Annotated in this window: 23 protein-coding genes; 13 read left to right on the forward strand and 10 right to left on the reverse strand. The window is 40.3% G+C overall.

The genetic code is table 11. The annotated features are described in order from the left end of the window. Window positions 1–133 precede the first annotated feature (133 nt). From prfA to scpA, 4 genes are all read left to right on the forward strand, one after another. Complete coding sequence (gene prfA / locus BMZ55_RS06370; protein WP_089819612.1) at window positions 134–1,222, forward strand: peptide chain release factor 1; 1,089 nt, start codon at window positions 134–136, stop codon at window positions 1,220–1,222. Between the two features lie 142 nt (window positions 1,223–1,364). Beyond that, the gene (locus BMZ55_RS06375) at window positions 1,365–1,559 is read left to right on the forward strand and encodes a hypothetical protein (RefSeq protein WP_177179788.1); all 195 of its coding nucleotides are present in this window, start codon (window positions 1,365–1,367) and stop codon (window positions 1,557–1,559) included. A gap of 104 nt (window positions 1,560–1,663) precedes the next feature. Further along, on the forward strand, window positions 1,664–1,972 hold the full coding sequence (locus tag BMZ55_RS06380; protein WP_143068756.1) for a hypothetical protein: 309 nt from the start codon (window positions 1,664–1,666) through the stop codon (window positions 1,970–1,972). A 141-nt stretch (window positions 1,973–2,113) separates the two neighbouring features. After that, on the forward strand, window positions 2,114–4,237 hold the full coding sequence (scpA, locus tag BMZ55_RS06385) for a methylmalonyl-CoA mutase (RefSeq protein ID WP_089819615.1): 2,124 nt from the start codon (window positions 2,114–2,116) through the stop codon (window positions 4,235–4,237). Between the two features lie 346 nt (window positions 4,238–4,583). Here scpA and sufD read toward each other — a convergent pair whose 3' ends face one another. The 4 genes from sufD to BMZ55_RS06410 all read right to left on the reverse strand — a co-directional run bounded on the left by sufD (window position 4,584) and on the right by BMZ55_RS06410 (window position 8,623). After that, a complete protein-coding gene (gene sufD, locus BMZ55_RS06395; RefSeq protein WP_089819617.1) occupies window positions 4,584–5,903 on the reverse strand; it encodes a Fe-S cluster assembly protein SufD in 1,320 nt (439 codons plus the stop codon). Window positions 5,904–5,965: 62 nt separating this feature from the next. Further along, the gene (gene sufC, locus BMZ55_RS06400; protein WP_089819618.1) at window positions 5,966–6,709 is read right to left on the reverse strand and encodes a Fe-S cluster assembly ATPase SufC; all 744 of its coding nucleotides are present in this window, start codon (window positions 6,707–6,709) and stop codon (window positions 5,966–5,968) included. Between the two features lie 114 nt (window positions 6,710–6,823). Continuing rightward, window positions 6,824–8,272, reverse strand: a complete 1,449-nt coding sequence (gene sufB, locus BMZ55_RS06405) for a Fe-S cluster assembly protein SufB (protein WP_089819619.1) — start codon at window positions 8,270–8,272, stop codon at window positions 6,824–6,826. 21 nt (window positions 8,273–8,293) lie between these two features. Further along, window positions 8,294–8,623 (reverse strand): HesB/IscA family protein, encoded by a 330-nt coding sequence (locus tag BMZ55_RS06410; protein WP_089819620.1) that lies wholly within the window; start codon window positions 8,621–8,623, stop codon window positions 8,294–8,296. A gap of 146 nt (window positions 8,624–8,769) precedes the next feature. On the opposite strand from BMZ55_RS06410, the gene BMZ55_RS06415 reads away from it, so the two are divergent. After that, window positions 8,770–9,609, forward strand: a complete 840-nt coding sequence (locus tag BMZ55_RS06415) for a GLPGLI family protein (RefSeq protein WP_089819918.1) — start codon at window positions 8,770–8,772, stop codon at window positions 9,607–9,609. 40 nt (window positions 9,610–9,649) lie between these two features. Here the strand turns inward: BMZ55_RS06415 and BMZ55_RS06420 are convergent, their stop codons facing one another. Beyond that, window positions 9,650–10,414 carry a murein L,D-transpeptidase catalytic domain family protein gene (locus BMZ55_RS06420; protein WP_089819621.1) on the reverse strand — a complete coding sequence of 255 codons (765 nt, stop codon included), beginning with the start codon at window positions 10,412–10,414 and terminating at the stop codon, window positions 9,650–9,652. 247 nt (window positions 10,415–10,661) lie between these two features. On the opposite strand from BMZ55_RS06420, the gene BMZ55_RS06425 reads away from it, so the two are divergent. The 3 genes from BMZ55_RS06425 to BMZ55_RS06435 all read left to right on the forward strand — a co-directional run bounded on the left by BMZ55_RS06425 (window position 10,662) and on the right by BMZ55_RS06435 (window position 14,132). Beyond that, window positions 10,662–10,931, forward strand: coding sequence for a hypothetical protein (locus BMZ55_RS06425; protein WP_143068757.1), 270 nt, complete (start codon window positions 10,662–10,664; stop codon window positions 10,929–10,931). A gap of 66 nt (window positions 10,932–10,997) precedes the next feature. Continuing rightward, window positions 10,998–13,661: a TonB-dependent receptor domain-containing protein gene (locus BMZ55_RS06430; RefSeq protein ID WP_089819623.1), complete on the forward strand. Its 2,664-nt coding sequence runs from the start codon at window positions 10,998–11,000 to the stop codon at window positions 13,659–13,661. 27 nt (window positions 13,662–13,688) lie between these two features. Beyond that, window positions 13,689–14,132, forward strand: a complete 444-nt coding sequence (locus tag BMZ55_RS06435) for a hypothetical protein (RefSeq protein ID WP_089819624.1) — start codon at window positions 13,689–13,691, stop codon at window positions 14,130–14,132. Window positions 14,133–14,179: 47 nt separating this feature from the next. On the opposite strand, the gene msrB is transcribed toward BMZ55_RS06435, so the two are convergent. Beyond that, complete coding sequence (msrB, locus tag BMZ55_RS06440; protein ID WP_089819625.1) at window positions 14,180–14,698, reverse strand: peptide-methionine (R)-S-oxide reductase MsrB; 519 nt, start codon at window positions 14,696–14,698, stop codon at window positions 14,180–14,182. Between the two features lie 118 nt (window positions 14,699–14,816). On the opposite strand from msrB, the gene BMZ55_RS06445 reads away from it, so the two are divergent. Further along, window positions 14,817–16,061, forward strand: coding sequence for a DUF445 domain-containing protein (locus BMZ55_RS06445; RefSeq protein WP_089819626.1), 1,245 nt, complete (start codon window positions 14,817–14,819; stop codon window positions 16,059–16,061). Between the two features lie 3 nt (window positions 16,062–16,064). On the opposite strand, the gene BMZ55_RS06450 is transcribed toward BMZ55_RS06445, so the two are convergent. Next, window positions 16,065–17,072, reverse strand: a complete 1,008-nt coding sequence (locus BMZ55_RS06450) for a quinone-dependent dihydroorotate dehydrogenase (RefSeq protein ID WP_089819627.1) — start codon at window positions 17,070–17,072, stop codon at window positions 16,065–16,067. Window positions 17,073–17,373: 301 nt separating this feature from the next. Between BMZ55_RS06450 and BMZ55_RS06455 the strand changes: the two genes are divergently transcribed. The 3 genes from BMZ55_RS06455 to BMZ55_RS06465 all read left to right on the forward strand — a co-directional run bounded on the left by BMZ55_RS06455 (window position 17,374) and on the right by BMZ55_RS06465 (window position 21,452). Then, window positions 17,374–18,915 carry a glycine--tRNA ligase gene (locus BMZ55_RS06455; protein WP_089819628.1) on the forward strand — a complete coding sequence of 514 codons (1,542 nt, stop codon included), beginning with the start codon at window positions 17,374–17,376 and terminating at the stop codon, window positions 18,913–18,915. Window positions 18,916–19,013: 98 nt separating this feature from the next. Next, window positions 19,014–20,153: a serine hydrolase domain-containing protein gene (locus BMZ55_RS06460; protein WP_089819629.1), complete on the forward strand. Its 1,140-nt coding sequence runs from the start codon at window positions 19,014–19,016 to the stop codon at window positions 20,151–20,153. 78 nt (window positions 20,154–20,231) lie between these two features. Then, entirely contained in the window at window positions 20,232–21,452 is a 1,221-nt protein-coding gene (locus BMZ55_RS06465) for an aminotransferase class V-fold PLP-dependent enzyme (protein WP_089819630.1), read from the forward strand. 2 nt (window positions 21,453–21,454) lie between these two features. On the opposite strand, the gene bcp is transcribed toward BMZ55_RS06465, so the two are convergent. Next, window positions 21,455–21,907 carry a thioredoxin-dependent thiol peroxidase gene (gene bcp / locus BMZ55_RS06470; RefSeq protein ID WP_089819631.1) on the reverse strand — a complete coding sequence of 151 codons (453 nt, stop codon included), beginning with the start codon at window positions 21,905–21,907 and terminating at the stop codon, window positions 21,455–21,457. A gap of 32 nt (window positions 21,908–21,939) precedes the next feature. Between bcp and nth the strand changes: the two genes are divergently transcribed. Then, complete coding sequence (gene nth, locus BMZ55_RS06475) at window positions 21,940–22,557, forward strand: endonuclease III (RefSeq protein WP_089819632.1); 618 nt, start codon at window positions 21,940–21,942, stop codon at window positions 22,555–22,557. A gap of 2 nt (window positions 22,558–22,559) precedes the next feature. Here nth and BMZ55_RS06480 read toward each other — a convergent pair whose 3' ends face one another. Continuing rightward, a complete protein-coding gene (locus BMZ55_RS06480; protein WP_089819633.1) occupies window positions 22,560–22,937 on the reverse strand; it encodes a response regulator in 378 nt (125 codons plus the stop codon). A 6-nt stretch (window positions 22,938–22,943) separates the two neighbouring features. Continuing rightward, window positions 22,944–25,187 (reverse strand): PAS domain S-box protein, encoded by a 2,244-nt coding sequence (locus BMZ55_RS06485; RefSeq protein WP_089819634.1) that lies wholly within the window; start codon window positions 25,185–25,187, stop codon window positions 22,944–22,946. Window positions 25,188–25,278: the final 91 nt, after the last annotated feature.

Consider the following 25,278-nt stretch of genomic DNA (forward strand, 5'->3'; position numbering starts at 1 on the left):
GCTTTGCAGCCGCGCTTGCGGGATTTCCACTGCGATCGGGGCTAGAATTCCTTTTCAGCATCTTCTGACGGGAGAATTCTTGCCGTTCTTTTGCCTCATTTTCGCTATCTTTGCAGACACAAAAATCCAGAAAATGTCTAAGTCTCTTATACCAAAACTACAAGCCATAAAGCAACGTTACAACGAAGTTGCTGACTTAATTATTCAGCCTGACATTATTTCTGACCAGAAAAAATACTCTGCTTTAAATAAAGAATACAGCGATTTAGGTAAAATCGTGACCGTTTTCGACAAATATCAGCAAGCTTTAAACACCATTGAAGAATCCGACGAGATCATTGCAGACGGTTCCGACAAGGAATTCGTGGAGATGGCAAAACTTGAAAAATATGAAATGCTGGATAAAATTCCGGCACTGGAAGAAGAACTGAAAATTTTGCTTATCCCAAAAGATCCTACCGATGACAAAAACGTCATCGTGGAACTCCGTGCAGGAACCGGCGGCGACGAAGCTGCAATTTTCGTGGAAGATGTTTACCGTGCGTACGCCATGTATTTCAAATCAAAAGGTTGGAAACACGAGATTACCGATGCCAGCGAAGCTGCAAAAGGTTACAAAGAGCTTATTTTGAAGGTTGAAGGTAACGACGGCGTTTACGGAATTATGAAGTTCGAATCCGGTGTGCACCGCGTTCAGCGTGTTCCGGAAACTGAATCTCAAGGACGCGTTCACACTTCAGCAATTACCGTCGCGGTTTTACCCGAAGCTGAAGAAGTTGATTTTGAACTAAATCCGGCAGATATCGAAATGCAGACTTCAAGATCCGGCGGTGCTGGTGGGCAGAACGTGAACAAGGTTGAAACCAAGGTTCAGCTTACGCACAAACCATCCGGAATGGTAGTTGTCTGTCAGCAGGCACGTTCTCAGTTGGCTAACCGCGAACTCGCGATGGAAATGCTCAGAACCAAACTATACGACATCGAACTTCAAAAAGCAGTTGGCGATATTGCGGCACAAAGAAAATCTATGGTTTCTACCGGCGACCGTTCCGCGAAGATTAAAACCTACAATTATTCTCAGGGAAGAGTTACGGATCACCGTATTAACAAGTCCATGTATAATCTTGATGCCTACATGAACGGGGATTTACAGGAAATGATCGATGCTGTAATTATGGCAGAAAATGCGGAAAAAATGAAAGGTGAAGAAGAAAATTATTAGGAGTATAATAATAATTTAATATATTAGCGGAAATATTTAAAACAAACGTATTATGAAAAAATCAATTTTTATTCTAGGAGCAGTTGGATTTCTTGCTTTGACATCTTGTAAAAAAACAGAAACTGTAGCTACTGATTCTGATATGGACACTACTGCATCAGTTGTTGTTGTAGATAACGATTCCATGCCAATCACCAATGATTCTACTGTAAATGAAGTAGACAACGCAGCAGAAAACGCTGTTGATGCTACAGGTGACGCCATCAATGACGGTGCAAACGCTGTAAAAGATGCTTCTAAAGACGCTACAGACGGAGATGGCGACATCACCAACTAATTAAATTTACTTTTTATATCGGAAACCCTGCACGAAAATTGCAGGGTTTCTGCTTTTACACCTTGCAAATTTTTATATTTGAAACACAAAAAAAAATTGAAATTATGAAAAAACTGATTTTTGGCTCCTTTATTTTGCTTTTGGCATTTACATCCTGCGAAAAAAAGGTCACAACAACAATTGAAGAAGATGGCGACCGCACCACGGTAGAAACCGTCGGCCTTGATAAAGAGAGAATTGATTCCACCGCCGAAAAAGTTGGTGATAAAATAGAAGTCGTAGCGGAACAAACCGGCGATGCATTACAGGAAACCGGTGAAAACATCAAAGAAGAAATTAATAAAGCCGATCACGAAATAAAAGTGAAAGAAGAAAGGCGCGAAACCAAGAAAATAGATCCTGACATTAAATAAAAAATATCCGTCAACACCAGACGGATTTTTTTTACTGGTTATTTGGGCAAATTTTTCGGTTTCCCCGCAAACTTCAAGTTTCCACCGAAAGCTTCTACTCCTGAAAAAATTGTAACTTTACCTCCATTAAAGTCAATACCAATGCGCCACGCCATTAAAAATACCAAGCCCGATTTCTCCATAAAATTACCGGGTAAAACGCCTTATTTTTTTGAAAAAGACGGTTTACAATTAAAATCTTCCTACACCGAAAAAGACTCTGAAAAACTTACCGAACAGCAATTTTCCGCCGGATTAGCGCCGTATTTACGCGGCCCCTATTCCACGATGTACGTTCAGAAACCCTGGACAATCCGCCAGTATGCGGGTTTTTCTACCGCTGAAGAATCCAATGCTTTTTACAGAAGAAATTTAGCAGCGGGACAAAAAGGTTTGTCTGTAGCTTTTGATTTAGCAACGCACCGCGGTTACGATTCCGATCATCCCCGAGTAAAGGGAGACGTGGGAAAAGCCGGAGTTGCCATCGATTCTGTGGAAGACATGAAGATTTTGTTCAATGAAATCCCGTTGGATGAAATTTCTGTTTCGATGACCATGAACGGTGCGGTTTTGCCCGTTTTGGCCTTTTACATTGTGGCTGCAGAAGAGCAAGGCGTATCTCAGGAAAAACTTTCCGGAACCATTCAGAACGATATTTTAAAGGAATTTATGGTGCGCAATACCTACATTTATCCGCCGACTCCGTCGATGAAAATCATCGCGGATATTTTTGAATATACCTCGAAAAATATCCCGAAGTTCAACTCGATTTCCATCTCGGGTTATCATATGCAGGAAGCTGGCGCGACGCCGGTTCTCGAGATGGCTTACACTTTAGCTGACGGTTTGGAATACGTAAGAACCGGCATAAAAGCCGGCATGAACATCGATGATTTTGCGCCACGTCTCTCGTTTTTCTGGGCGGTCGGCATGAACCATTTTATGGAAATTGCTAAAATGCGCGCTGCACGGTATATTTGGGCAAATCTTTTAACGCAGTTCAATCCGCAAAACCAAAAATCTTTAGCACTTCGCACGCATTCGCAAACGTCGGGCTGGAGTTTGACTGAACAGGAACCTTTCAACAATATCACCAGAACTACGATTGAAGCGCTGTCTGCAGCTTTGGGTGGAACACAATCTTTGCACACCAACGCGCTGGATGAAGCCATCGCTTTGCCAACGGATTATTCCGCGAAAATTGCCCGAAACACCCAGATAATTTTACAACAGGAAAGCGGCATCTGCGACGTCGTAGATCCGATGGGCGGCAGTCATTTGGTCGAAAGCCTGACTCAACAGATGATCGACGAAGCCATGAAATTCATAGAAGAAGTGGAAAAAGAAGGCGGCATGACCAAAGCCATTGAAGCCGGAATCCCAAAAATGAGAATTGAAGAAGCTGCAGCGAAAAAGCAGGCAAAAATCGATAGTGGCGAAGAGTTTATTATTGGTGTAAATTCTTTTAAGTCCACGCAAAAGCAAATGGAACTGGAGATTTTAGACATTGATAACTCTGAAGTGCGCCGTAAACAAATCGAAAGGTTAAATCACATAAAAGCCGCGAGAAACCCGGAAAAAACGGCAGAAATACTCGAAAAAATTAAAGAATGCGCGAAATCAGGGGAAGGAAATCTTTTGGAAATCTGCATCGAAGCTGCGCGCCGACGCGTAACTTTAGGTGAAATGAGCGACGCGATGGAAGAAAGTTTCGGGCGTTATAAAGCCAACATTAGAACTATTGAAGGAATTTATGCCATGAACGCAAGCAAAAATGAATATTTCGGAAAAGCATTTTCTTTAGCGGAGAAATTTGAGGAAAATGAAGGCCGCAGACCGAGAATTATGGTGGTGAAAATGGGTCAGGACGGTCACGATCGCGGTGCAAAAGTAGTCGCAACTGCATTTGCAGACATGGGTTTTGACGTTGATGTGGCTCCGCTTTTCCAGACTCCGGAAGAAGTGGCAAAACAGGCGGTGGAAAACGACATTCATATTTTGGGTGTTTCGTCTTTGGCTGCAGGACACAAATATTTGGTTCCGGAAGTGGTGGCAGAATTGAAGAAACTTGGCGCTGATGACATTACGATTGTTGTTGGTGGTGTAATTCCGAAGCAGGATTACGATTTTCTTTACGAAAACGGTGCTGATTTTATTTTCGGGCCGGGCACGAATTTACCGAAATCTGCGTGCGAGATTTTGGAAGGTTTTCTTAAAAACGAATAAAGAATTACTTTTTAAAATAATTTTTGTAAAACGAAAAAAAACGGTCTTTTAGCCCGTTTTTTTTATTTCTGATATTGGTTAGAACGTTTGGTTTCCTTTAAGGACGTATTCGCGACCCGGCTTGAACGGAGCTCTTTTTGCGAAGCGAAGCGGAGCAAAAAAGCGGGAGTGGAGGACGGAAAAAGTCGCCCGAAAAAAATGCTCTTGAAACGGCCAAAAAATATTATTTGGCGAAATAGAAAAATTAGACCTTTTAGCGGCAAATTTTCCTGAATAGCAAAGTTGAACTTTACAGATCGTTTCTGCAAAACAAAAAAAAATGCCGTTAAACGGCAAATTTTTCTTTTTAAAATATATCTTCGAACGCCATATCGACTTCCAGTTTTTCGGCTAGAAGTTTTGATATTTTTACGCGAAGTGGTTCAATATCAATATTTTCCATAGCGTCATTAGCGAAAGCGAAAAGTAACATGGCCTGCGCTTCTTTGTGTGAAATGCCGCGCGCGCGCAGGTAAAACAGCGCATCTTCATTGAGCTGACCGACGGTACAGCCGTGGGAACATTTCACATCATCAGCGAAAATTTCAAGCTGCGGTTTACTGTCAACCAAAGCGCCTTCGTTCAGCAAAATATTGTTGTTTTGCTGATAAGCATTGGTTTTCTGCGCGATTTTGTCCACGTAAACTTTCCCGTTGAAAACGCCGTGAGATTTGCCTTTGTAAATTCCCTTGTAGTTCTGGTAACTTTCGCAGTTCGGTGTTTTGTGGTGCACCGCGGTGTGATGATCCACCAGTTGCTCGTTGTCGATAATCGTAATTCCGTTCATAAACGAGTTGATATTTTCGCCGTTATGAATGAAATCCAGGTTGTTTCTCACGAGTTTTCCGCCGAAGGAAAAAGTGTTGACGGTGGTTAAACTGTCGCGCTCCTGTTTTGCAAAAGTGTGGTCCACGAGGTAAGACGTGTCGCTGTCGTTCTGCACTTTGTGCCAGTCTGCCTTCGCGTTCTGGTAAGTGAAAATTTCGGTAACCGTGTTGGTGAAAACGTAGGTTTCATCAAAGTTATGGTGACTTTCAATCACCTCGATTTTGGAACCATCTTCTGCAATCAGCAAATTTCTGGTGTTGTAAAAGGTATTTTCGTCCTGATTCTGAGAGATATAAAAAACGTGAATGGGTTTTTCAATGACCACATTTTTCGGTACTTTCAGGAAAAATCCCTGCTTGCAATATGCGGTATTCAAATTGGTGAAAGCCAAATTTTGGTCGGCAATCGTATTGAAATAATGTTCGAAAACATCTTTATGTTTCGGATCGTTCAGCGCGAAATTAAAGGATAATAATTCCACGTTTTCGATGGAAATTTTTGAAAATTCCTTGTGGAGCCTGCCGTTAATAAAGACTATCCAGTCGAAATTTTCTTCGCCCAAATGCAGTTCCGCGATTTTTTCTTTGGAAATGGTGTGCGCTTCTGTCGGGAAAAAATTATAATTTTTCTCGGTTATTTCGCGCAAATTTGTGTATTTATATTCTTCATCTTTCTTTGTCGGAAAGCCAAAATGGAAGAATTTTTGCAGCGCAGCCTTTCGGTTTTCGTCCAGAAAACTGTGCTGAAGCGTGTCTAAAAAAGCCGCGTGGTTATTATGTATATTTTCTAATAAAGCCATTATTTAGTTTGATATTTGAAGTTTGATATTTTAAAAGAAATCAGCGTAGTTCAAATCTCAAATTAATTCAAAAGCCAATCGTATCCTTTATCTTCAAGTTCCAAAGCCAGCGATTTGTCGCCTGTTTTAATGATTTTTCCGTCAGCCAGAACGTGTACAAAATCTGGTTCGATATAATCTAAAAGTCTCTGGTAATGGGTAATCAATAGAACAGCGTTTCCGGCGTTACGGAAAGAATTTACACCATCTGCTACAATTCGAAGCGCGTCAATATCAAGACCAGAATCGGTTTCATCCAGAATCGCTAATTTCGGGTTGAGCATCATCATCTGGAAGATTTCGTTACGTTTTTTCTCACCTCCGGAGAAACCCTGGTTTAAAGAACGTGACAGGAAATCTCTTTTAATGTTGAGTTTCTCGGAATTTTCTTTAACCAAAGCCAACATTTCCTTTGCGGTCATATTTTCCAAACCTTTTGCTTTTCGGTTTTCGTTGATGGCAGCTTTGATGAAATTGGTCACGGTAACTCCGGGAATTTCCACAGGATATTGAAAAGAAAGGAAAATGCCTTCGTGTGCGCGCTCTTCCGGCGCATCTTCCACGATGTCTCTTCCTTCGAAAAGAATTTCGCCGTCGGTGACTTCATATTCTTCTTTTCCGGCGATCACCGAAGCTAAAGTTGATTTTCCGGCACCGTTTGGTCCCATAATCGCGTGAACTTCACCCCGATTTATTTGAAGATTAATTCCTTTCAGAATTTCTGCTCCGTCTTCGATCTTTGCGTGTAAGTTGTTAATTTTTAACATAATATGAAATGAGGTAATTAGATAATTAAAGGTTAATTACTTCCTGTTTTTTATTTTAAATATTTAATGAAATTTTCTGGCAGGTATTTGGGCAAATTTTTTGCTTTTGTCCAATTAACCGACGCTACCTTCCAAAGAAATTTCTAATAATTTTTGTGCTTCGATGGCAAATTCCATCGGTAATTTGTTCAGTACTTCTTTTCCGAAACCGTTTACAATCAGCGCAATTGCCTTTTCGGTACTGATTCCTCTTTGGTTACAGTAAAAAATCTGGTCTTCACCAATTTTTGATGTGGTGGCTTCGTGCTCAAGCTGCGCTGTCGGATTTTTTACTTCAATATATGGGAAGGTATGTGCGCCGCAATCGTTGCCCATCAATAAAGAGTCACACTGTGAAAAGTTCCGCGCACCTTTTGCAGTCGGCATTACTTTCACCAAACCACGGTAAGAATTGTTCGATTTACCGGCTGAAATTCCTTTCGAGATAATTGTTGATTTCGTATTTTTTCCGATGTGGATCATCTTCGTTCCCGTATCGGCGTATTGGTGATGATTGGTTACCGCGATGGAATAAAATTCCCCGATTGAATTATCACCTTTTAATATACAGCTCGGATATTTCCAGGTTACGGCAGAGCCAGTTTCGACCTGAGTCCAGGAAATTTTTGCATTTTTCTCACAAATTCCGCGTTTTGTTACGAAATTGAAAACGCCACCTTTTCCTTCAGCATCTCCGGGATACCAGTTTTGAACGGTTGAATATTTAATTTCAGCATCGTCCATGGCGAATAATTCCACCACAGCTGCGTGCAGTTGGTTTTCGTCTCTTGACGGCGCTGTACAGCCTTCGAGGTAAGAAACGTAGCTTCCTTCATCAGCGATAAGCAGCGTTCTTTCGAACTGCCCACTACCCGACTGGTTAATACGGAAATACGTGGAAAGTTCCATTGGGCACTTTACACCTTTCGGAATATAGCAGAAACTTCCGTCGGAAAATACCGCCGAATTTAAAGCTGCATAAAAATTATCGCCTCTTGGGACGACTTTTCCGATATATTTACGAACCAATTCCGGATAATCGCGGATCGCTTCGGAAATAGCGCAGAAAATAATGCCTTTCTCCTTTAATGTTTTCTGAAACGTGGTTTTTACTGAAACTGAATCAACCACGATATCCATCGCAACGCCGGTCAGCCGCTTCTGCTCATTAATATTGATGCCGAGCTTTTCGAAAGTCTTCAATAATTCCGGATCAACTTCATCTAAACTCGCCAATTCCGGTTTTTTCTTTGGTGCCGCGTAATATTGAATCGATTGAAAATCAACCTTTTCATATTTCACATTCGCCCAATCCGGTTCTTCCATTTTTTGCCAGATGCGGAAAGCTTCAAGGCGCCATTCCGTCATCCATTCCGGTTCTTCTTTTTTTGCCGAAATCATGCGTACGATTTCTTCGCTTAGACCAATCGGAAAATCATCGTACTCGATGTCTGTGGTAAAACCGTATTCGTATTTCTGATTTTCAAGATCAACCCGAAGGTCGTCTTCTGTATATTTTGCCATTTTCTTAAAAATTATAGGAATTTACAGGGAAAAACTTTCACCACAACCGCAAGTTCTGTTTGCGTTTGGGTTATTGAATATGAATCCCTTTCCGTTCAGACCTCCTGAATATTCCAGAGTGGTTCCCGCAAGGTAAAGTATCGATTTTTTATCGATGATAATTTTAATACCATTATCCTCAAAAACCTGGTCAGCGTCGTCTTTTTGGTTATCAAATCTCAGTACATATTCCAATCCCGAACAACCGCCGCTTTTTACACCGACTCTTATATAATCTTCAAAAGGCCTAAAACCCTCTTCAGTCATTAACTGAATGGCTTTTTCTTTTGCGTGATCGCTAACTTTTATCATTGTTTTTATTTAGAATCATTTTAGATTGCAAAATTACTAATAATAAAATGAAAATCAAATTAGGACGTATATATTTGTCTATAACTTCAATAGCTTTAAAAATTTAACTATTGCAGGCGAATTTCATCCAAAACCAAATTAAAATAATGAAAAAATTAGGACTGTTTTTTTTGGCCTTAACGAGCCAATTTTTTTTCGCACAAGCCACCCGTTTTGTTTATCAGGTTTCAATGAAACCGGATTCTACTAACCGAAACGATATTAAAACCGAAAACGCTTACCTTGATATTACTCCGGAAAAATCGATTTTTTATGCCGAAAACCGGCTAAAAAGAGATTCCATCTTTGGCAGAGCGCGCCAGACCGGAACATTTAATTTTGACAGAAGTCAGATGCAGGGTCTTAGAACCAACCTGGATTTCCTTGTCGAAAAAGATTATAAAACCGGTAAAAAATTGTACAACGCCAGAATTTTGCGCGATCAATACTCTTACGAAGAAGACCGCCAGATGGACTGGAAAATTTTGCCAGAAACTGCCACAATTGGTGAATATAAAACCCAAAAAGCGCAAACAGATTTTGCAGGAAGAACCTGGTACGCCTGGTTTACGACGGAAGTCCCTTTCCAGGACGGACCGTATAAATTTTCCGGCTTGCCGGGTTTAATTGTTAAAGTGGAAGATGCAAAGGGTGATTATTCCTTTGACTTGAAAGAAACCAAAAAAATTGCTGAAATGCAGGATTTTAACCAACGTGGAAACTTAGTGAAAGTAAAAAGGAGAGATTTTGAAAAGCAAGAAGCGCAGTTCCGCAAAGATCCCGCAGCTTTTGTCCAGGCAGCAATGGGTTCCCGAGGCGGCTCCGGAATCAGCGCACCGCAAAGCCGTGGTTCCATGAGAAGCCCGGACCCCAATCAGCGCCGGCAAATGGAAACCAGAATGGCCGAGGAGCAAAAGAAAAACAACAACCCGATTGAACTGAAATAAAAAAATAACCCGCTATTTGCGGGTTTTTTTGTGTTTTACTTTATGAATTTATTTCTGGTTTCAGCCATTTCGAGCTCGAAAGATATTGCTGGTCGGGATAATAAATAAAAAGGCAGTTGTTATTTTTTATGGTATTGATAATCGGCTGTGCCAATTCACGCGGCACCGCCGGGCAACCCCAACTTCTACCCAAACGTTTCTGGCTCTTCATAAAATCTTCACTCACATAATCTGCGCCGTGCATTACAATTGCGCGCTGCAGCGCCGCATCATTGTAACCCGCATCCATACCGATGAGTTTCATCGAATATCCGTTTGAACCGTTATAAGATCCTTCAGTGATATAAAAACCCAAACTGCTTTGGTAAGAACTTTCGATATTCGAAAATTTCTGCGCAAACTCTTCACCAGTATTTTTTCCGTGCGCAACAAGAGAATTAAACAGAACTTTCTTTTCAGCAAGATCAATTACCCACAATCTTTTTTCGGTGGAAGAAAGTGAAAAATCGCAGATGCTTAAAAGATTGGAATTTTCGGGCATTTTTCCGGCTTTTTTTAAGTTTTCAAAACCAAGGAAAGCTTTTTCAAAAACTTCGGGATTAAGTTTTTTCATATCGGAAAAAGAAATGCTGTTATAAATTTCTGCCGCCTTTTCGGCCGAATTTTTTGCTTTTGACTTCAGCGGAATATTTGTGGTTTCAGCTTTAATAATATTTGCTGTGTGCTTTTCGCTTTTGCTTTTAATGGTGTAGAAAGAAGTGCTGAAAAACAGAACAGAAACTAAGATTAAAAGGAATTTTTGCATAGGTAATGTTTGGTAATTTGGAGGCGCAAAAATACAATTATTTAATTATCAAGCCTTTAAATGAGAAATTTTTAACTTTTTCTTATGAAGGTTTAACAGTGTTCGTAGATCGGAAATTAATTAGTAATTTTGCATCAGCATGTTGAAAACTTTAAAAATACTTTTTATCGTCTTGGGTCTTGGAATTTTTATTCTGCCCAAACAAATGGTATTTGCACAAAGCCCCGTTGAACATTGCGACAAAAAAATGAATGACGCAAAGAATTGCTGCGACACTAAAAAGTCCACCGACTGTCATTCGAAAACCACAAAAGATTCACCTAAAAAAGACGACTGTAACCACGATTGCAACGACTGTAAATCCTGCACGGTTCAGTTTACCGTAAATTTCCTTTCAGCAGAATTCAAATCACCTTTTGAAAAGCATTTTTTTGCTTCAAAGGCAAATTTTGATTACCAAACGCTGCACTTTACTTCTGCTCTTCAGAACATTTGGCAACCGCCAAAAATTGGTTAACATACCTCGTACAGCCGAAAGTTTGTACTTTCGGTAATTTCTATGTTAACTAATTTATTTTAAAAAATGAAAACTTTATTAAGAAGTCTCTTAGTATTTATATTCTTAATTTCCTCTTTTATTTCCGCTCAAACCCTTACAAAATCTACTTTTACCGTAAAAGGAGAATGCGGAATGTGTGAAGAAAGAATTGAAACCTCAGCCAAAAAATCCGGTGCTAAAACCGCCGTTTGGAACGCAGAAACCCAAAAACTTGAAGTAGAATTTGATCCAGCAAAAACATCTGCGGATTTAATTTTAAAAAATATCGCCGATGTTGGTCACGACAATGAAAAATATCGTGCTTCAGATGCAATTTATGACAAATTACCAAGCTGCTGTCATTATGAACGAAGCCCAGATTTATTGTCAGCAACTACAGAAACTGCAGTTGCAGCACCAACTCAGGAATACTTTGTGCGTGGCAATTGCGATATGTGTAAAGCCAGAATTGAAACTGCAGCAAAAAGCGCCGGCGCCACAGATGCAAACTGGAGCGCTGAAACGCAAAAAGTTTCTCTGGAATTCGATCCTGCAAAAACGTCTGCTGAAGCTATTTTGAAAAAAATCGCTGATGTTGGGCACGATAATGAAAAGTTTTTAACCACCGATACGGTTTATAAAAAGTTGCCTGGCTGTTGTCTTTATGACCGCGACGCAGAATTTGGTGTGCAGGGCGAAGGCGTGCATTCCGATGCGCCAAAACCTAAAAAAGATTTCAGCAACTTCGATGACCATTTTCAAAAATCCATCGACGAAGTTCGGCTTATAAAAACGGCTGATGCAACGGCTCTAAGCAAGAAGGAAACCGGATTAACCTTTAATATCGGAACAAAAGAATTGCTGAAAGCGGCATGTTGTAACCTTTCTGAAAGTTTTGAAACCAACGCGACTGTGGACGTTTCCTTCAGCAATGCCGTGACGGGAACAAAACAACTGAAAATGTTGGGTTTGGACCAAAAATATACGTCCTTAACTAAAGAACTTTTGCCATCTGTCCGCGGTTTGGCGGCGCCGTATGGTTTGAATTTAATTCCCGGCAGATGGATTGGCGGGATTCAACTGACCAAAGGTGGCAGCACCGTGGTGAACGGCTACGAAAGTATTACCGGCCAGATCAATACCGAGCTTTTAAAATTCAACGAAACTCCGGAAACTGCCTTAAATGTTTTCGCTGACGCGAACGGCCGCCTGGAAACCAACATCACTTCTACTACTCCTTTGAACGAAAAATGGAACCAAACGGTTTTGCTTCATGGCAACGCCACTTTAGGTGAAATTGATTCTAATGACGATGGATTTCTGGATCAACCGACCGGGAACCAAATTAATGCTGCTTACTTGCTGAATTATAACGATTTAGAAAATTCCGGCTGGGGAACGCATTTCGGAATAAGTTTTGTGAAAGACGAGCGTTTCGGTGGACAAACTGCATTTGACAAAAAAATTGATCAGTCTCAGCAGAACGCTTATGGTGTGGGAATCGATCTTTCGCGCTTCGAAATATGGAACAAAACCGGCTATATTTTTAAAGATAAACCCTACCAAAGTATCGGTTGGATGAACCAGTTCACCACGCACCTGCAGGACAGTTTTTTCGGAAACCGAAATTATTGGGGCAAACAGAACACTTTTTATTCAAATTTGGTTTTTGAAAGTATAATCGGCAACACCAATAATAAATTTAAAACCGGCGCAAGCTTTCTGTATGACAATTACGACGAAGATTATTTAACGCAAAATTACCAAAGAACTGAAACGGTTCCCGGTTTATTTTTCGAGTACACGCTTTCAGGTTTGAAATATACTTTGGTTGCAGGTGTCCGAACAGATTTCCACAACTTAGCCGGAACTCAGTTTACACCGCGTTTGAACTTCAAATATGATCTTTCACCGAAAACCATTTTGAGACTTTCTGCTGGACGAGGTTTCCGTACAGCGAATGTTTTTGCGGAAAATCAGCAGTATTTAGCTTCAAACCGTGAGATTGAAATCTTAGGAAATGGCGGAAAAATATATGATTTAGAGCCGGAAATTGCCTGGAATTACGGTGCAAGTCTTCAGCAGGAATTCAAGTTATTTAATCGTAAAGCAAGTTTAGTTGCTGATTTCTTCAGAACAGATTTTCAAAATGAGGTCCTTACGGATTTAGACGTTTCACCGCAGAAAATCGTGTTTTACAACTTAGACGGAAATTCGTTTGCAAACAGTTTCCAAACACAGGTTGATTTTTCACCAGCCAGAAATCTGGAAATGAGATTGGCGTATAAATATTACGATGTACAAGCTGATTTTAAAGATGGAAAAAGAGAAATTCCGTTTATGGCAAAAAACCGTGGATTCTTTAATGCTTCTTACTCCACAACTAAAAATGAAAAAGAAGCTTTCTGGAATTTCGATACCACTTTGCAATTGGTGGGACAGCAAAAACTTCCAAATTTAGATTCAAACCCGGCAGAATATAGACTTCCCGACTATTCGAAAAGTTATGCGACGTTAAACGCACAGATTTCACGAAACTTTAATAAAAATTTCCGTGCTTATATTGGTGGTGAAAATTTAACAAGTACAATGCAAGCCAACCCGATTTTGGATGCTGAGAATCCGTTTGGAAATTATTTCGATGCCGGAATGGTATACGCACCGATTATGCCCGCAAATGTTTACGTGGGTGTAGATTTTAAATTTTAATTAATATTTTTGATAAAAACAGAAAATATGCGAAAAATACCGCTAATAATTGCAGGCACTGCGCTTTTGTATTCCTGCGACAAAAATGCGCCGGCGGCGCAAAATATCGAGCCGCTGAACACGCCACAAAAAGATGCGATGGTCGTCGCTGACACTACATCTGCAAACACAACTTTAAGCGAAAATACTGCTGCTACAGCGCAGAAACCGACTTTAAATCCGGAACACGGGCAGCCGTATCACCGATGCGACATTCAGGTTGGTGCACCGCTAGACAGTGCGCCGCAAAATGTACAGTCGCTACCGACGCCGGGCAGTATTGCACCTGGCTTTAATACCAGTCCGATTGCACCGGCAGTGTCATCTTCGGCAGCGCCCGTTCAGGTTAGCGGACCAAAACCGGCTTTCAATCCGGCTCATGGTGAACCGCACCACCGTTGTGATATTCAGGTTGGCGCACCTTTGATTTAAACATTAAAAGCTAAAATAAAAAAATGCAGCAATAAGCTGCATTTTTTTTATTTGTTATTTTCTGTTTTCGAGTCGGGAATAAAATCCAGACTTACGGAATTCATACAGAAACGTGTGCCTGTAGGTGGCGGACCGTCGTTAAAAACGTGTCCTAAATGAGAGTCGCAGCGTTTGCATAAAACTTCGGTTCTTTCCATGCCGTAGGTTGAATCTCTTTTATAGATGACGCCTTCTTTATCAGCTTCAAAAAAACTTGGCCAGCCACAGGTTGAGGAAAATTTAGAATCTGAGCGGAAAAGATGGTTTCCGCAAACAACGCAGTAATATTCACCTAATTCGTCGAACTGGTTATATTTTCCCGTGCCCGGTCTTTCCGTTGCCGCTTCTCTCGCAACTGCGTAAACTTCCGGCGAAAGTATTTTTTCCCATTCCGAGTTGGGAACATTCAGTTTGGTGCGGTCTGTACGGGAATAATAAGGGTTTTCTTTTTGAGTGGTGGAATTTTCCATTGAAATTGAATTTTTATTCTGTTGAGAAATTTCGGGTTTTTGAACTTGCGAGCACATCTGTAACGAAATACAGAAGGCAAAAAAAAGAAAGTATTTCATAGATTGATAAACTGATTTTTGCGTAAAATCGTATGAAGTAAAAATTGTAAAACTCAAATTTAGTACATTTGAAACAATGAACGATTCTGAAAAAAAAGCGCAACTGCGTAAGTACAAAATGTTTGCCACCGGGCTTTTCGTGCTGATGGCGCTTATTTTTGTCACTACAACAATATTAGCAAAAGAAAATCCGGCGCACTGGATTGGTTACCTCAAAGCATTTTCAGAAGCTGCGATGGTCGGCGCTCTGGCAGATTGGTTCGCGGTTACCGCACTTTTCAATTATCCTCTCGGGCTGAAAATTCCGCATACAAATCTCATCGAAAACAGCAAAGAGCGCATCGGTGACAATTTGGGAAATTTCGTGGTTGATAATTTTCTTTCGCCACAAAATATCCGGCCTTACATCCAAAAAATTAAGATTTCCCATTTTGTAGGCGAATGGCTTTCCGCTTCTCGAAATCAGGAAAAGCTGATTAAAGAAGTTTCGAACATTGTTTTGGATATTTTAAATAAACTGGATGACACCGAAGTTGTAAATTTTATTGAAAAGAAAGCCAAAGAAATGACCGACGATGTGAAAATCAACCAAATCATCGGCAATGGACTGGAATATATTTTAGATAAAAATGACCACCAACGCCTGATAACCAATCTTTCAAAACAGATTAAGGAATATGTTCTGAAAAATCAGCAAATGGTGAAAGAACGGGTAAAAAGCGAAAGTTTTTTTCTGGTTCCCAGATTTGTCGAAGATAATATTGCAGACAAAATCACCATTGGTCTTTCAAAGTATTTTGAAGAGGTGGAACATGATGAAAACCACTCGTTGCGACACGAAATTTCGGGCAAATTATACACTTTTTCAAATGAAATAAAAACCGAAAACCAATGGGCTGAAGAATTTCGAAACATTAAAGATGATTTTCTGACATCCGAAAAAATCACGCAATATTCTACGGATATCTGGAACTCCATTAAACAATCGCTCAGCAAAGAACTGGAAGATGAGACTTCGGCACTGAAAAATTATCTGCAAAAGAACCTTACGGAGCTGGCAAAAAATTTAAAAACCGACGAAAAGTTTCAGAATAAAATCGACCATTGGGTGCGCGTTACGGCGTATAAATACATTTTAAAAAACACGCATCAAGCCGGAAATCTCATCAGCTCCACAGTTGGTAACTGGCAGGGAAAAGAGTTGAGCGAAAAACTGGAACTTGAAGTAGGGAAAGATTTACAATTTATCCGCGTGAACGGCACGCTCGTCGGCGGTTTAGTTGGTTTGATTATTTATACGGTGACGAATTTCTTCCTCTAAAAACTACATTTTTTCCAGAATTTTCTCGTTGATTTTTCGAATCAATTCCGGTCCTTCATAGATAAATCCGGTATAAAGCTGAATTAAACTTGCGCCTGCTTCAAGTTTTTCCAGCGCATCTTCCGCTGTATGAATTCCGCCCACCCCAACAATCGGAAATGCTTTTTCACTTTTTTCAGAAAGAAACCTAATGACTTCCGTAGAACGTTTTGTTAAAGGTTTCCCGGAGAGTCCGCCTGTTTCGGTTTTATTTTCTGAATTTAAATTTTCGCGCGAAAGCGTGGTGTTCGTCGCAATTACGCCGGCAATTTTCGTGTCTTTTACAATATCGATGATGTCTAGAAGTTGATCATCAGAAAGATCTGGTGCGATTTTCAGCAGAATTGGCTTTGGTTTCTCTTTTTCCGAATTGAGCTCTTGTAATGTTCCGAGCAGTTTTGTTAAAGGTTCCTTGTCTTGTAGTTCGCGCAGATTCGGCGTGTTTGGCGAACTTACATTCACCACAAAATAATCGACGACGGGAAACAGTTTTTCAAAACAGATGATATAATCGTTCACCGCGTCTTCATTTGGTGTAATTTTATTTTTACCAATATTACCGCCTATAAGCACGTTTTTTTTCGATTTTAACCGAGCGACAGCGGCATCTACTCCACCATTATTAAAACCCATTCGGTTGATAATTGCGGAATCTTCTTTCAGTCGGAATAATCTTTTCTTCGGATTTCCCTCCTGAGCTTTTGGTGTTAAAGTGCCGATTTCTATAAAACCAAAACCCAGATCCGAAAGTTCGCTGAACATCTTCGCGTCTTTATCAAAACCTGCGGCTAAACCGACAGGATTTTTAAATTTTAAACCGAAAACTTCGCGCTCCAGACGTGGATCTTCGAGTGGTTTTGGCAGAAAAATTTGCGGTAAAAAGGGCAGATTTTTTAGAACTGAAAAAGTAAAATAATGAACTTTTTCGGGATCGAAATTGAAAAGAATCGGGCGGATAATGCTTTTGTACATGGAAGAAAAGTTTAGCAAATTTACGGATTTCTCCTGGGTGGTAAAGTGAAAAAGAATGCCTTTTTTGCACCAAAAATTTACAGAATGGAAATTCTCTTTCTTCGCGGAATCTCTTTCTTTTGAAACAAATATTTAAGCAAACACAAATCCCTAGCCCTGATTGGAGCGGCATCCTTTTGCGGAGCGCAGCATAGCAAAAGATACAGCGGAAACCTAGCGAAGTGGTTCGGCGTAGCCAAAGCAGCTCCCCGGCTCCTGAAAAGAGAATTAAATTCCCTATTTTTGCACAAATTCAAAAAAAATGGCCAAACAGGAAGATATATTTAAAAAACTGATTTCGCACGCGAAAGAATATGGTTTTATTTTTCCTTCGAGTGAGATATATGACGGATTATCAGCAATTTACGATTACGGACAGAACGGTGCGGAGCTGAAAAACAACATCAAACAGTATTGGTGGAAAGCGATGGTGCAGATGAATGAAAATATTGTGGGAATTGATTCTGCGATTTTCATGCACCCCACGATCTGGAAAGCTTCCGGCCATGTTGACGCCTTTAATGATCCTTTGATCGACAATAAAGATTCGAAAAAACGCTTCCGCGCCGATGTTTTGTTGGAAGATTACTGCGCAAAATTAGAAGATAAAGCGCAAAAAGAGATCGAAAAAGCGGCGAAAAGATTTGGTGATGCCTTCGATAAAAACGAGTTTGAAACCACCAACGGACGCGTTATAGAATATCGCGAAAAGCAAAAAACGATTTTGTCGCGAATGGCGAAATCTCTGGAAAACGAAGACTTGGGCGATGTAAAAGCACTTATTGAAGAGCTGGAAATCGCTGATCCGGATACCGGTTCTAAAAACTGGACGGATGTTCGTCAGTTTAACCTCATGTTTGGAACGAAACTCGGTGCTTCTGCAGACTCGGCGACAGATTTATATTTGAGACCGGAAACGGCGCAGGGAATTTTTGTGAACTTTTTGAATGTGCAGAAAACTTCGAGACAGAAATTGCCATTTGGAATTGCACAAATTGGGAAAGCTTTTAGAAATGAGATCGTTGCACGACAGTTTATTTTCCGTATGCGCGAATTTGAGCAGATGGAAATGCAGTTTTTTGTACCGCCGGGAACTGAACTTGGCTTTTATGAGGAATGGAAAGAAAAACGCTTGAACTGGCATTTGGCCTTAGGTTTGGGCGAGGAAAACTATAAATTTCATGACCACGAAAAATTGGCGCATTATGCGAATGCTGCTGCTGATATTGAATTTAAATTCCCGTTTGGTTTCAAAGAACTGGAAGGAATTCACTCGCGAACTGATTTTGATTTAAGCGCTCACGAAAAACATTCCGGCAGAAAACTGCAATATTTTGATGCGGAAAGAAATGAAAATTATGTTCCGTATGTCGTAGAAACTTCGGTTGGTTTGGATCGGCTATTTTTGGCGATATTCTCGAGTTGTCTGAAAGACGAAGTTTTAGAAGACGGCTCAGAACGCACCGTTCTTTCGCTTCCGCCGGCTTTAGCACCGGTAAAAGCCGCGATTTTACCTTTGATGAAAAAAGACGGTTTGGGCGAATATGGCGAAAAAATCTTCAATGAATTGAAATACGATTTCAACATGATTTACGAAGATAAAGACAGCATCGGGAAACGTTACCGCCGCCAGGACGCCATCGGTACGCCATTCTGTATTACCATCGACCACGACTCTTTAACCGACAACACGGTGACCTTGCGCGACCGCGACACGATGAAGCAGGAAAGAGTTGCTGTTGCAGATCTCCGCAGAATTATCGACGAGAAAACGAATTTCAGAAACCTGCTTTCTAAGATTTAAGCACTTTTATATTTTTAAAAAATTTCCGGTTTTAGGCCGGAATTTTTTTTATCTAAAAATGCCGATTATAATTCTAAATTTGTAAAAAAGGTTAAAATATGGCGCAAAAAATACTTCAGGGTTTTCTGGTGGCGGTGGCAGCAGCAATTGCGTTGTCGTACACTTTTGGCTACAGCTATCTTTTCAAAGGAATCCGCGAAACTTATCTGCGCGGCACCACCGGATCTTCAATCGACGACGGAACGTATTTTCCCTCGCACACCATTGCGAAAGGCGTTCCGATCCCGTGGAAAAAAGATTCAACTTATAACAAAAAGTCTTTACCGAAAGATTTCGTTGAGGATTTGAAAAATGCAAAAACAGCTTCTTTTTTGGTTATTAAAAACGGAAAATTAGTTCACGAAGAATATTGGGACGGCTACATGCAGACTTCGAAAACCAATTCATTTTCAATGGCAAAAGCTGTGACTGTCATGCTTGTGGGAAAAGCCATCGAAGAGAAAAAAATTATCGGCTTTAATGCCAAATTTTCTGACTTCTTCGAAAATTATAAAAATATAGAGTTTGGTAAAAATTTAACCTTACGAAATCTTGCTGAAATGGAAGCGGGTTTAAATTGGGACGAAGATTACAACAATCCTTTTTTGCCAAATGCCAAAGCGTATTACGGCAAATCGCTGGAAGAAGCAGTTTTGCTTCGCGGTTTTAAAGCGGCACCTGGAACGAAGTTCGAATATCAATCCGGTGCGACACAACTTTTGGGATTTGCTTTGCGAAAGTCATTAAATAAAAATATTGCGGAATATGCTTCCGAAAAATTATGGCAGCCGCTCGGAATGGAGCAAAACGCGGAATGGAACACCGATGATTTCGGAATGGAAAAAACATTTTGCTGCATCAATGCAACGTCGCGCGATTTTGCAAAATTGGGACAATTATTTCTGCAGGGCGGAATTTTTAATGGTGAACAGATTTTAAATAAATGTTTTATTGAGGAAATGCGCAGGCCCACGAAATTATCAAATGGGGCTTATGGAATGGGGCTTTGGATTAATAACAATTCGGCTATCAAGCATTATTATTTTCGTGGTTTGTATGGGCAATACATCATCATTATTCCAGAAAAAAATATGGTGATTGTGCGCACCGGAATGAATAAAAATGAAAATCTGGACCAAAAAGGCCGCCCGAAAGAAGTGGAAAAATATGTTCACGAAGCCGTTAAAATTTTCGGTTAAACTCTTTTTTAGCCGCTCGGATTGTACGGATTATTCAATTAAAAATTGCTTAAATTTGAAGCATTCTAAATAAGCAAAATGTTTGACATTCAAAATATACGTTCTCAGTTTCCAATTCTTACGCAAACCACGAACGGAAAACCGTTGGTATATCTGGACAACGGCGCGACTTCGCAAAAACCAATTTCAGTTTTAGATTCCTGGCAGAAATATTATACCGAAATCAACGCTAATGTTCACCGCGGAATACACACTTTGAGCCAACTGGCGACCGAAGAAATGGAAGTCGCCCGTAAAAAGGTGCAAAAATTCATTAATGCTAAAAATGATTTTGAAGTAATTTTCACCAAAGGAACGACTGAAGGTTTGAACCTCATCGCCTATTCGATGACGAATTTCATTAAAGAAGATGATGAAATTATCATTTCCTATCTCGAACACCATTCAAATATTGTCCCGTGGCAGCTGCTTTGCGAAAGAACGGGCGCTAAACTAAAAGTCATCCCGATGGATGAAAACGGTGTTCTTCGGCTAGATTTTTTAGAAAATAATTTAAGCGAAAAAACTAAAGTTGTTTCTTTTAACCAGGTTTCAAACGCGCTTGGAGTCATCAACCCGATCGAAAAAATCATCGAAATAACCCGGAGAAATTCCAGCGCGCTGATTGTAATTGATGGTGCGCAGTCCGTGCCGCATTTTAAAATCGATGTACAGAAAATGGATTGTGATTTTTTTGTTTTCAGCGGTCACAAAATGTACGCGCCGATGGGAACCGGAATTCTTTACGGAAAAGAGGAGATTTTAAGAAAAATACAGCCTTTTCATGGCGGCGGAGAAATGATTGCCACGTGTTCTTTCGAAAAAACAACGTACGCGGATTTGCCTTTTAAATTCGAAGCAGGGACACCGAATGTTGGCGGAAATATCGCGCTCGGCGCAGCGGTTGATTTTATGGAAAATATCGGTCACGAAAATATTCAAAAGCATGAAAATGCTTTGCTGGAATACGCTCAGAAAAAACTGCTTGAAATTGAAGGTTTGAAAATTTATGGTGAAAAGGCGAAACGCACCGGTGTGGTTTCCTTTAACCTCGAAGGAATTGGTATTGCGTCGGATGTCGGGATGATTCTGGACAAACTTGGTATCGCCGTGAGAACCGGACACCACTGCACGCAACCGATTATGGAATTTTTCAATATCGCCGGAACCGTGCGTGCAAGTTTCGCTGTCTACAATACCTTCGACGAAATAGATGTTTTAGCAGAAGGTGTAAAAAAAGCGCAAAAAATGCTGGGCTAAAATCAGGTATTTTTCAGGATTTGCTTTGCGGCATTTTTAGTGTTTACTTTTTCGATGACGCGCGTACACACGCCGTTTTCATCAAAAATAAAAGTGGTACGCACGATTCCCATGTATTCTTTACCCATGAACTTTTTTAGCTGCCAAACACCGAATTTTTCTAAAATTTCTTTGGATTCATCAGCGATTAAATCATATTGAAAACCAAATTTTTCATGAAATTTTTTCTGTGCTGAAACCGAATCTGCGGAAATTCCGAGAATTTCGTAACCTTCTTTTTTCAGTAACGAAATATTGTCATTAAGGTCACAGGCTTCGGCTGTACAACCCGGCGTATTGGCTTTTGGATAAAAGAATATAACCAGTTTTTTACCGGCAAAATCGGCAGATTTTACGGTTTTACCATCTTGGTTTACACTTTCGAATTCCGGTAAATGATCGCCTACTTGTAACATAATGTTTAATTTTGATCAAATTTAGTTTTAAAATGTTGAAAAAACAAAGAGCGGAAATTGTAAGAACGGAACTTGAAAAATTATATCCAAACGTCGGAATTCCGCTCGATCACACGGATCCTTTTACTTTACTGGTGGCAGTAGCACTTTCCGCGCAAACTACCGACAAAAAAGTAAACCAAATTACACCGAAACTTTTCGAAGTCGCCGGTGATCCGTTTAAAATGAAGGAGCTTGAAGTTGACGAAATTAAATATTTAATTAAGGAAATCGGACTCAGCAATACAAAAGCAAAAAATCTGCGCAGAATGGCGGAAATTTTAGTGGAAAAACATCAGGGAATTGTACCGCAGAGTTTTGAAGAACTGGAAGCGCTGCCGGGTGTGGGCCACAAAACTGCATCTGTCGTGATGAGCCAGGCATTTGGAGTTCCGGCTTTTCCGGTTGATACGCACATTCACCGGCTGATGATCCAGTGGAAACTGACGTCGGGAAAAAATGTGGTGGAAACTGAAAAAGATGCTAAAAAATTATTTCCGAGAGACAGCTGGAATAAACTTCACCTGCAAATTATTTACTACGGCAGAGAATTTTCGCCGGCGCGGGGAAATAAAGTGAGAGACTTTATAACAAAAATGCTATTTGAATAGCATTATTCTGCCTTTAATTCCGGGTTTTTTGCTAAAAGATTTTGAACCTTATCTACTAAATCATCAATTTCAAAAGGTTTTGCAAGAAAGTCATCAGCACCGATTTCTTCACAAATCCTGCCGGCATCCGGATGCGCAGACATCAGCATCACTTTTACATCAGCAGTCGCCTCGTTTTTTTTCACGTCTTTGGTTAAAGTCCGTCCGTCGAAACCCGACATCAGCATATCTGTAATAATAAGTTCCGGTTTGGATTTTGCAAGCTTTTCCTTGTATTCTGCAGGGTTGCAGCATGATTCTACATCATAGCCATCAGCAAGCAAAATACTTTCGATGAGCATACAAATATCTTTGTTGTCATCAACAACCAATATTTTCATATTTTCTTATAAATTTTCTATCAACGGCAGTGAGAAACAGAACTTGCTGCCTTTACTTTTCTGGCTTTCAACCCATATTTTTCCGTTATGGCGATCCATAATATCTTTAACAATGAAAAGCCCGATACCGAATCCCGGGAAGGTCATTTCATCTTTACCCGAAACGCGGTAGAAACGGTCGAAGATTTTGGTAAGCTCTTCTGCATCCATTCCAATTCCGTAGTCGCGCACAGATACAATTGCACAATTTTCTTCTACGAGAAGCTCCACATCCACCTTTGTGGCATTTGGTGAATATTTAATGGCGTTGGTTAGCAAATTATTTAGCACCTGGTTTATGCGGTGCTTATCTGCTAACACCTCAATATCTGAAATGTGGCGCAGCTCAAAATTTATTTTGTGCGTGTGGTGCGCTGCTTTTATGTCTTCGATTGTTTCTGTGACAAGTTTGACAAGGGAGAACACATTTTTATGAAGCGGCAACTGCCCGGATTCAATTCTGGAAATATCCAAAAGATCGCCTATCAAACCGTTTAGTTTATTGATTTGGTTTTCGATGGTATTTAAGGTATTTACCAAAAATTTGTCTTCGGAATCACCACGCATTTTTTTCAGCAGCTGCACATAACCTTTAATGGTTGTTACCGGCGTTTTCAGCTCGTGGTTAGCGATTTTTATGAAATCGTTTTTATGCTGATCCTGGCGTTTCATATCATTAATGTCCGTACTTGTGCCTACCCACTTATCAACATTGCCGGATTCATCGAAGTGCGGAATCGCGCGACTGAGAAACCAGCGAAACTCTCCATTTTTATTCCGGAAACGGTGTTCGTTGAAATAGGGTATTTTTTGGGAAACACTTTTTAACCATCGGCGTTTGTTTTCCCAGCGTTCATCCGGATGAATTAAATCCAGCCAGCCATCGACCTCCAACATATTTTTATAGTTGAGGCCTGAATAATCCATAGTCGCCTGGTTGAAATATGTAAGACGGCCATCGCTTTCTCCGATCCAGACGATTTGAGGAATAGCATCCGCTAAAAAGCGATATTTTTCTTCGCTTTCTTTGATGCTTTTTTCGTATTCTTTTACAGTCGTAATATCGCGGATCGTTCCTGAGATATATGGCCTTGTTTCACCCAAATTCTTCATCAAGCGCCCGTAAATTTCAACCCATTTTATTTCGCCACTTCGCAAGATCATTTTGCACTGGTAAAAAAGGTCGCCGGTTTCTTTTGCCTTTTTTAAAGCTTCGCTGCGCGCCTCCGCAAAGTCCGGGTGAATATGTTTTTCAAAAACATTTGAAGGAATGGTTTCAGTTTCCGGGTCATATCCCAAAATCGCCAGCGAGCGCGCAGAAAAATTATATTTTCTTTGTGTCTCATAATCCATATCAAACCGTCCGAGTTTGGTCGCTTCCAGCGCGGTATTTAACTGATGGTGACTTTTCTGAAGGAGAATTTCATTGTTTTTTCTTGAAGTGATATTCTGCATGACGCCTAACATCCTGGTCGGTTCATCTTTCGAGTCACGGAAAATTTTACCGTTGGTAAAAATCCATTTTAGCTCACCATTTTTGTCGATTATCCGGGCTTCGTATTTGTAAATTCCCGTTTTTAAAGCTTTAGCAAATGCTTTTTCCACGATATTTACACGGTCAAAATCTATTAGATGACTTTTTAACTGTTCATGCGTGAGCTTTTCATCTTCTTCGTAACCGAAAATTTTGGTTAAATACGGCGAATGGATGATGTCGCTGTTTTTCAGGTTGAGATCCCAGGTCGCGGTGTGGGAGCTTTCGGTTGCTAAACGAAGTCTTTCTTCTTCGTCGCGAATTTTGCTGCGAATCCCCACCAAATCAGTAACTTCAATAACAACGGTAGCAAAATACTGCAACTGGCCACTGTCACCGTAAATCGGCTGATATACAAAATTGAAATACACGTCCTGAAGCACGCCGTCTCTTTTGAGACGCACGCTGTGTTCCGGCGCATAAAAGGGTTGCCCGGTACGTTTTACATTTTCAAAAATAGACAGAAGCTGATCTTCAGTCTCCGGGAAGAGTTCAAACATATTTTTCCCAATAACCTCTTCACTGGTTTTCTGAACAATGTCTAGCCATGCAGTGTTCGCATATTCGAAAATATAATCCTCGTTAACGAGTGAAAAACCAAACGGTGTTTTCTGCATTACATTTTCTAAAACATGTTCTTTCAGTGAAAGCTGATTATGAGGAAAGTTTGCCTCCATAAACAAAAATTGTTTTTTTAACAGGTAAAAATACGCTTTTATTTTAATCTATTCCTAAAATAATTTCGGAATGGTAAATAAAAAAACATTC

It is taken from the genome of Kaistella treverensis (genome assembly GCF_900114045.1).
Taxonomy (GTDB): domain Bacteria; phylum Bacteroidota; class Bacteroidia; order Flavobacteriales; family Weeksellaceae; genus Kaistella; species Kaistella treverensis.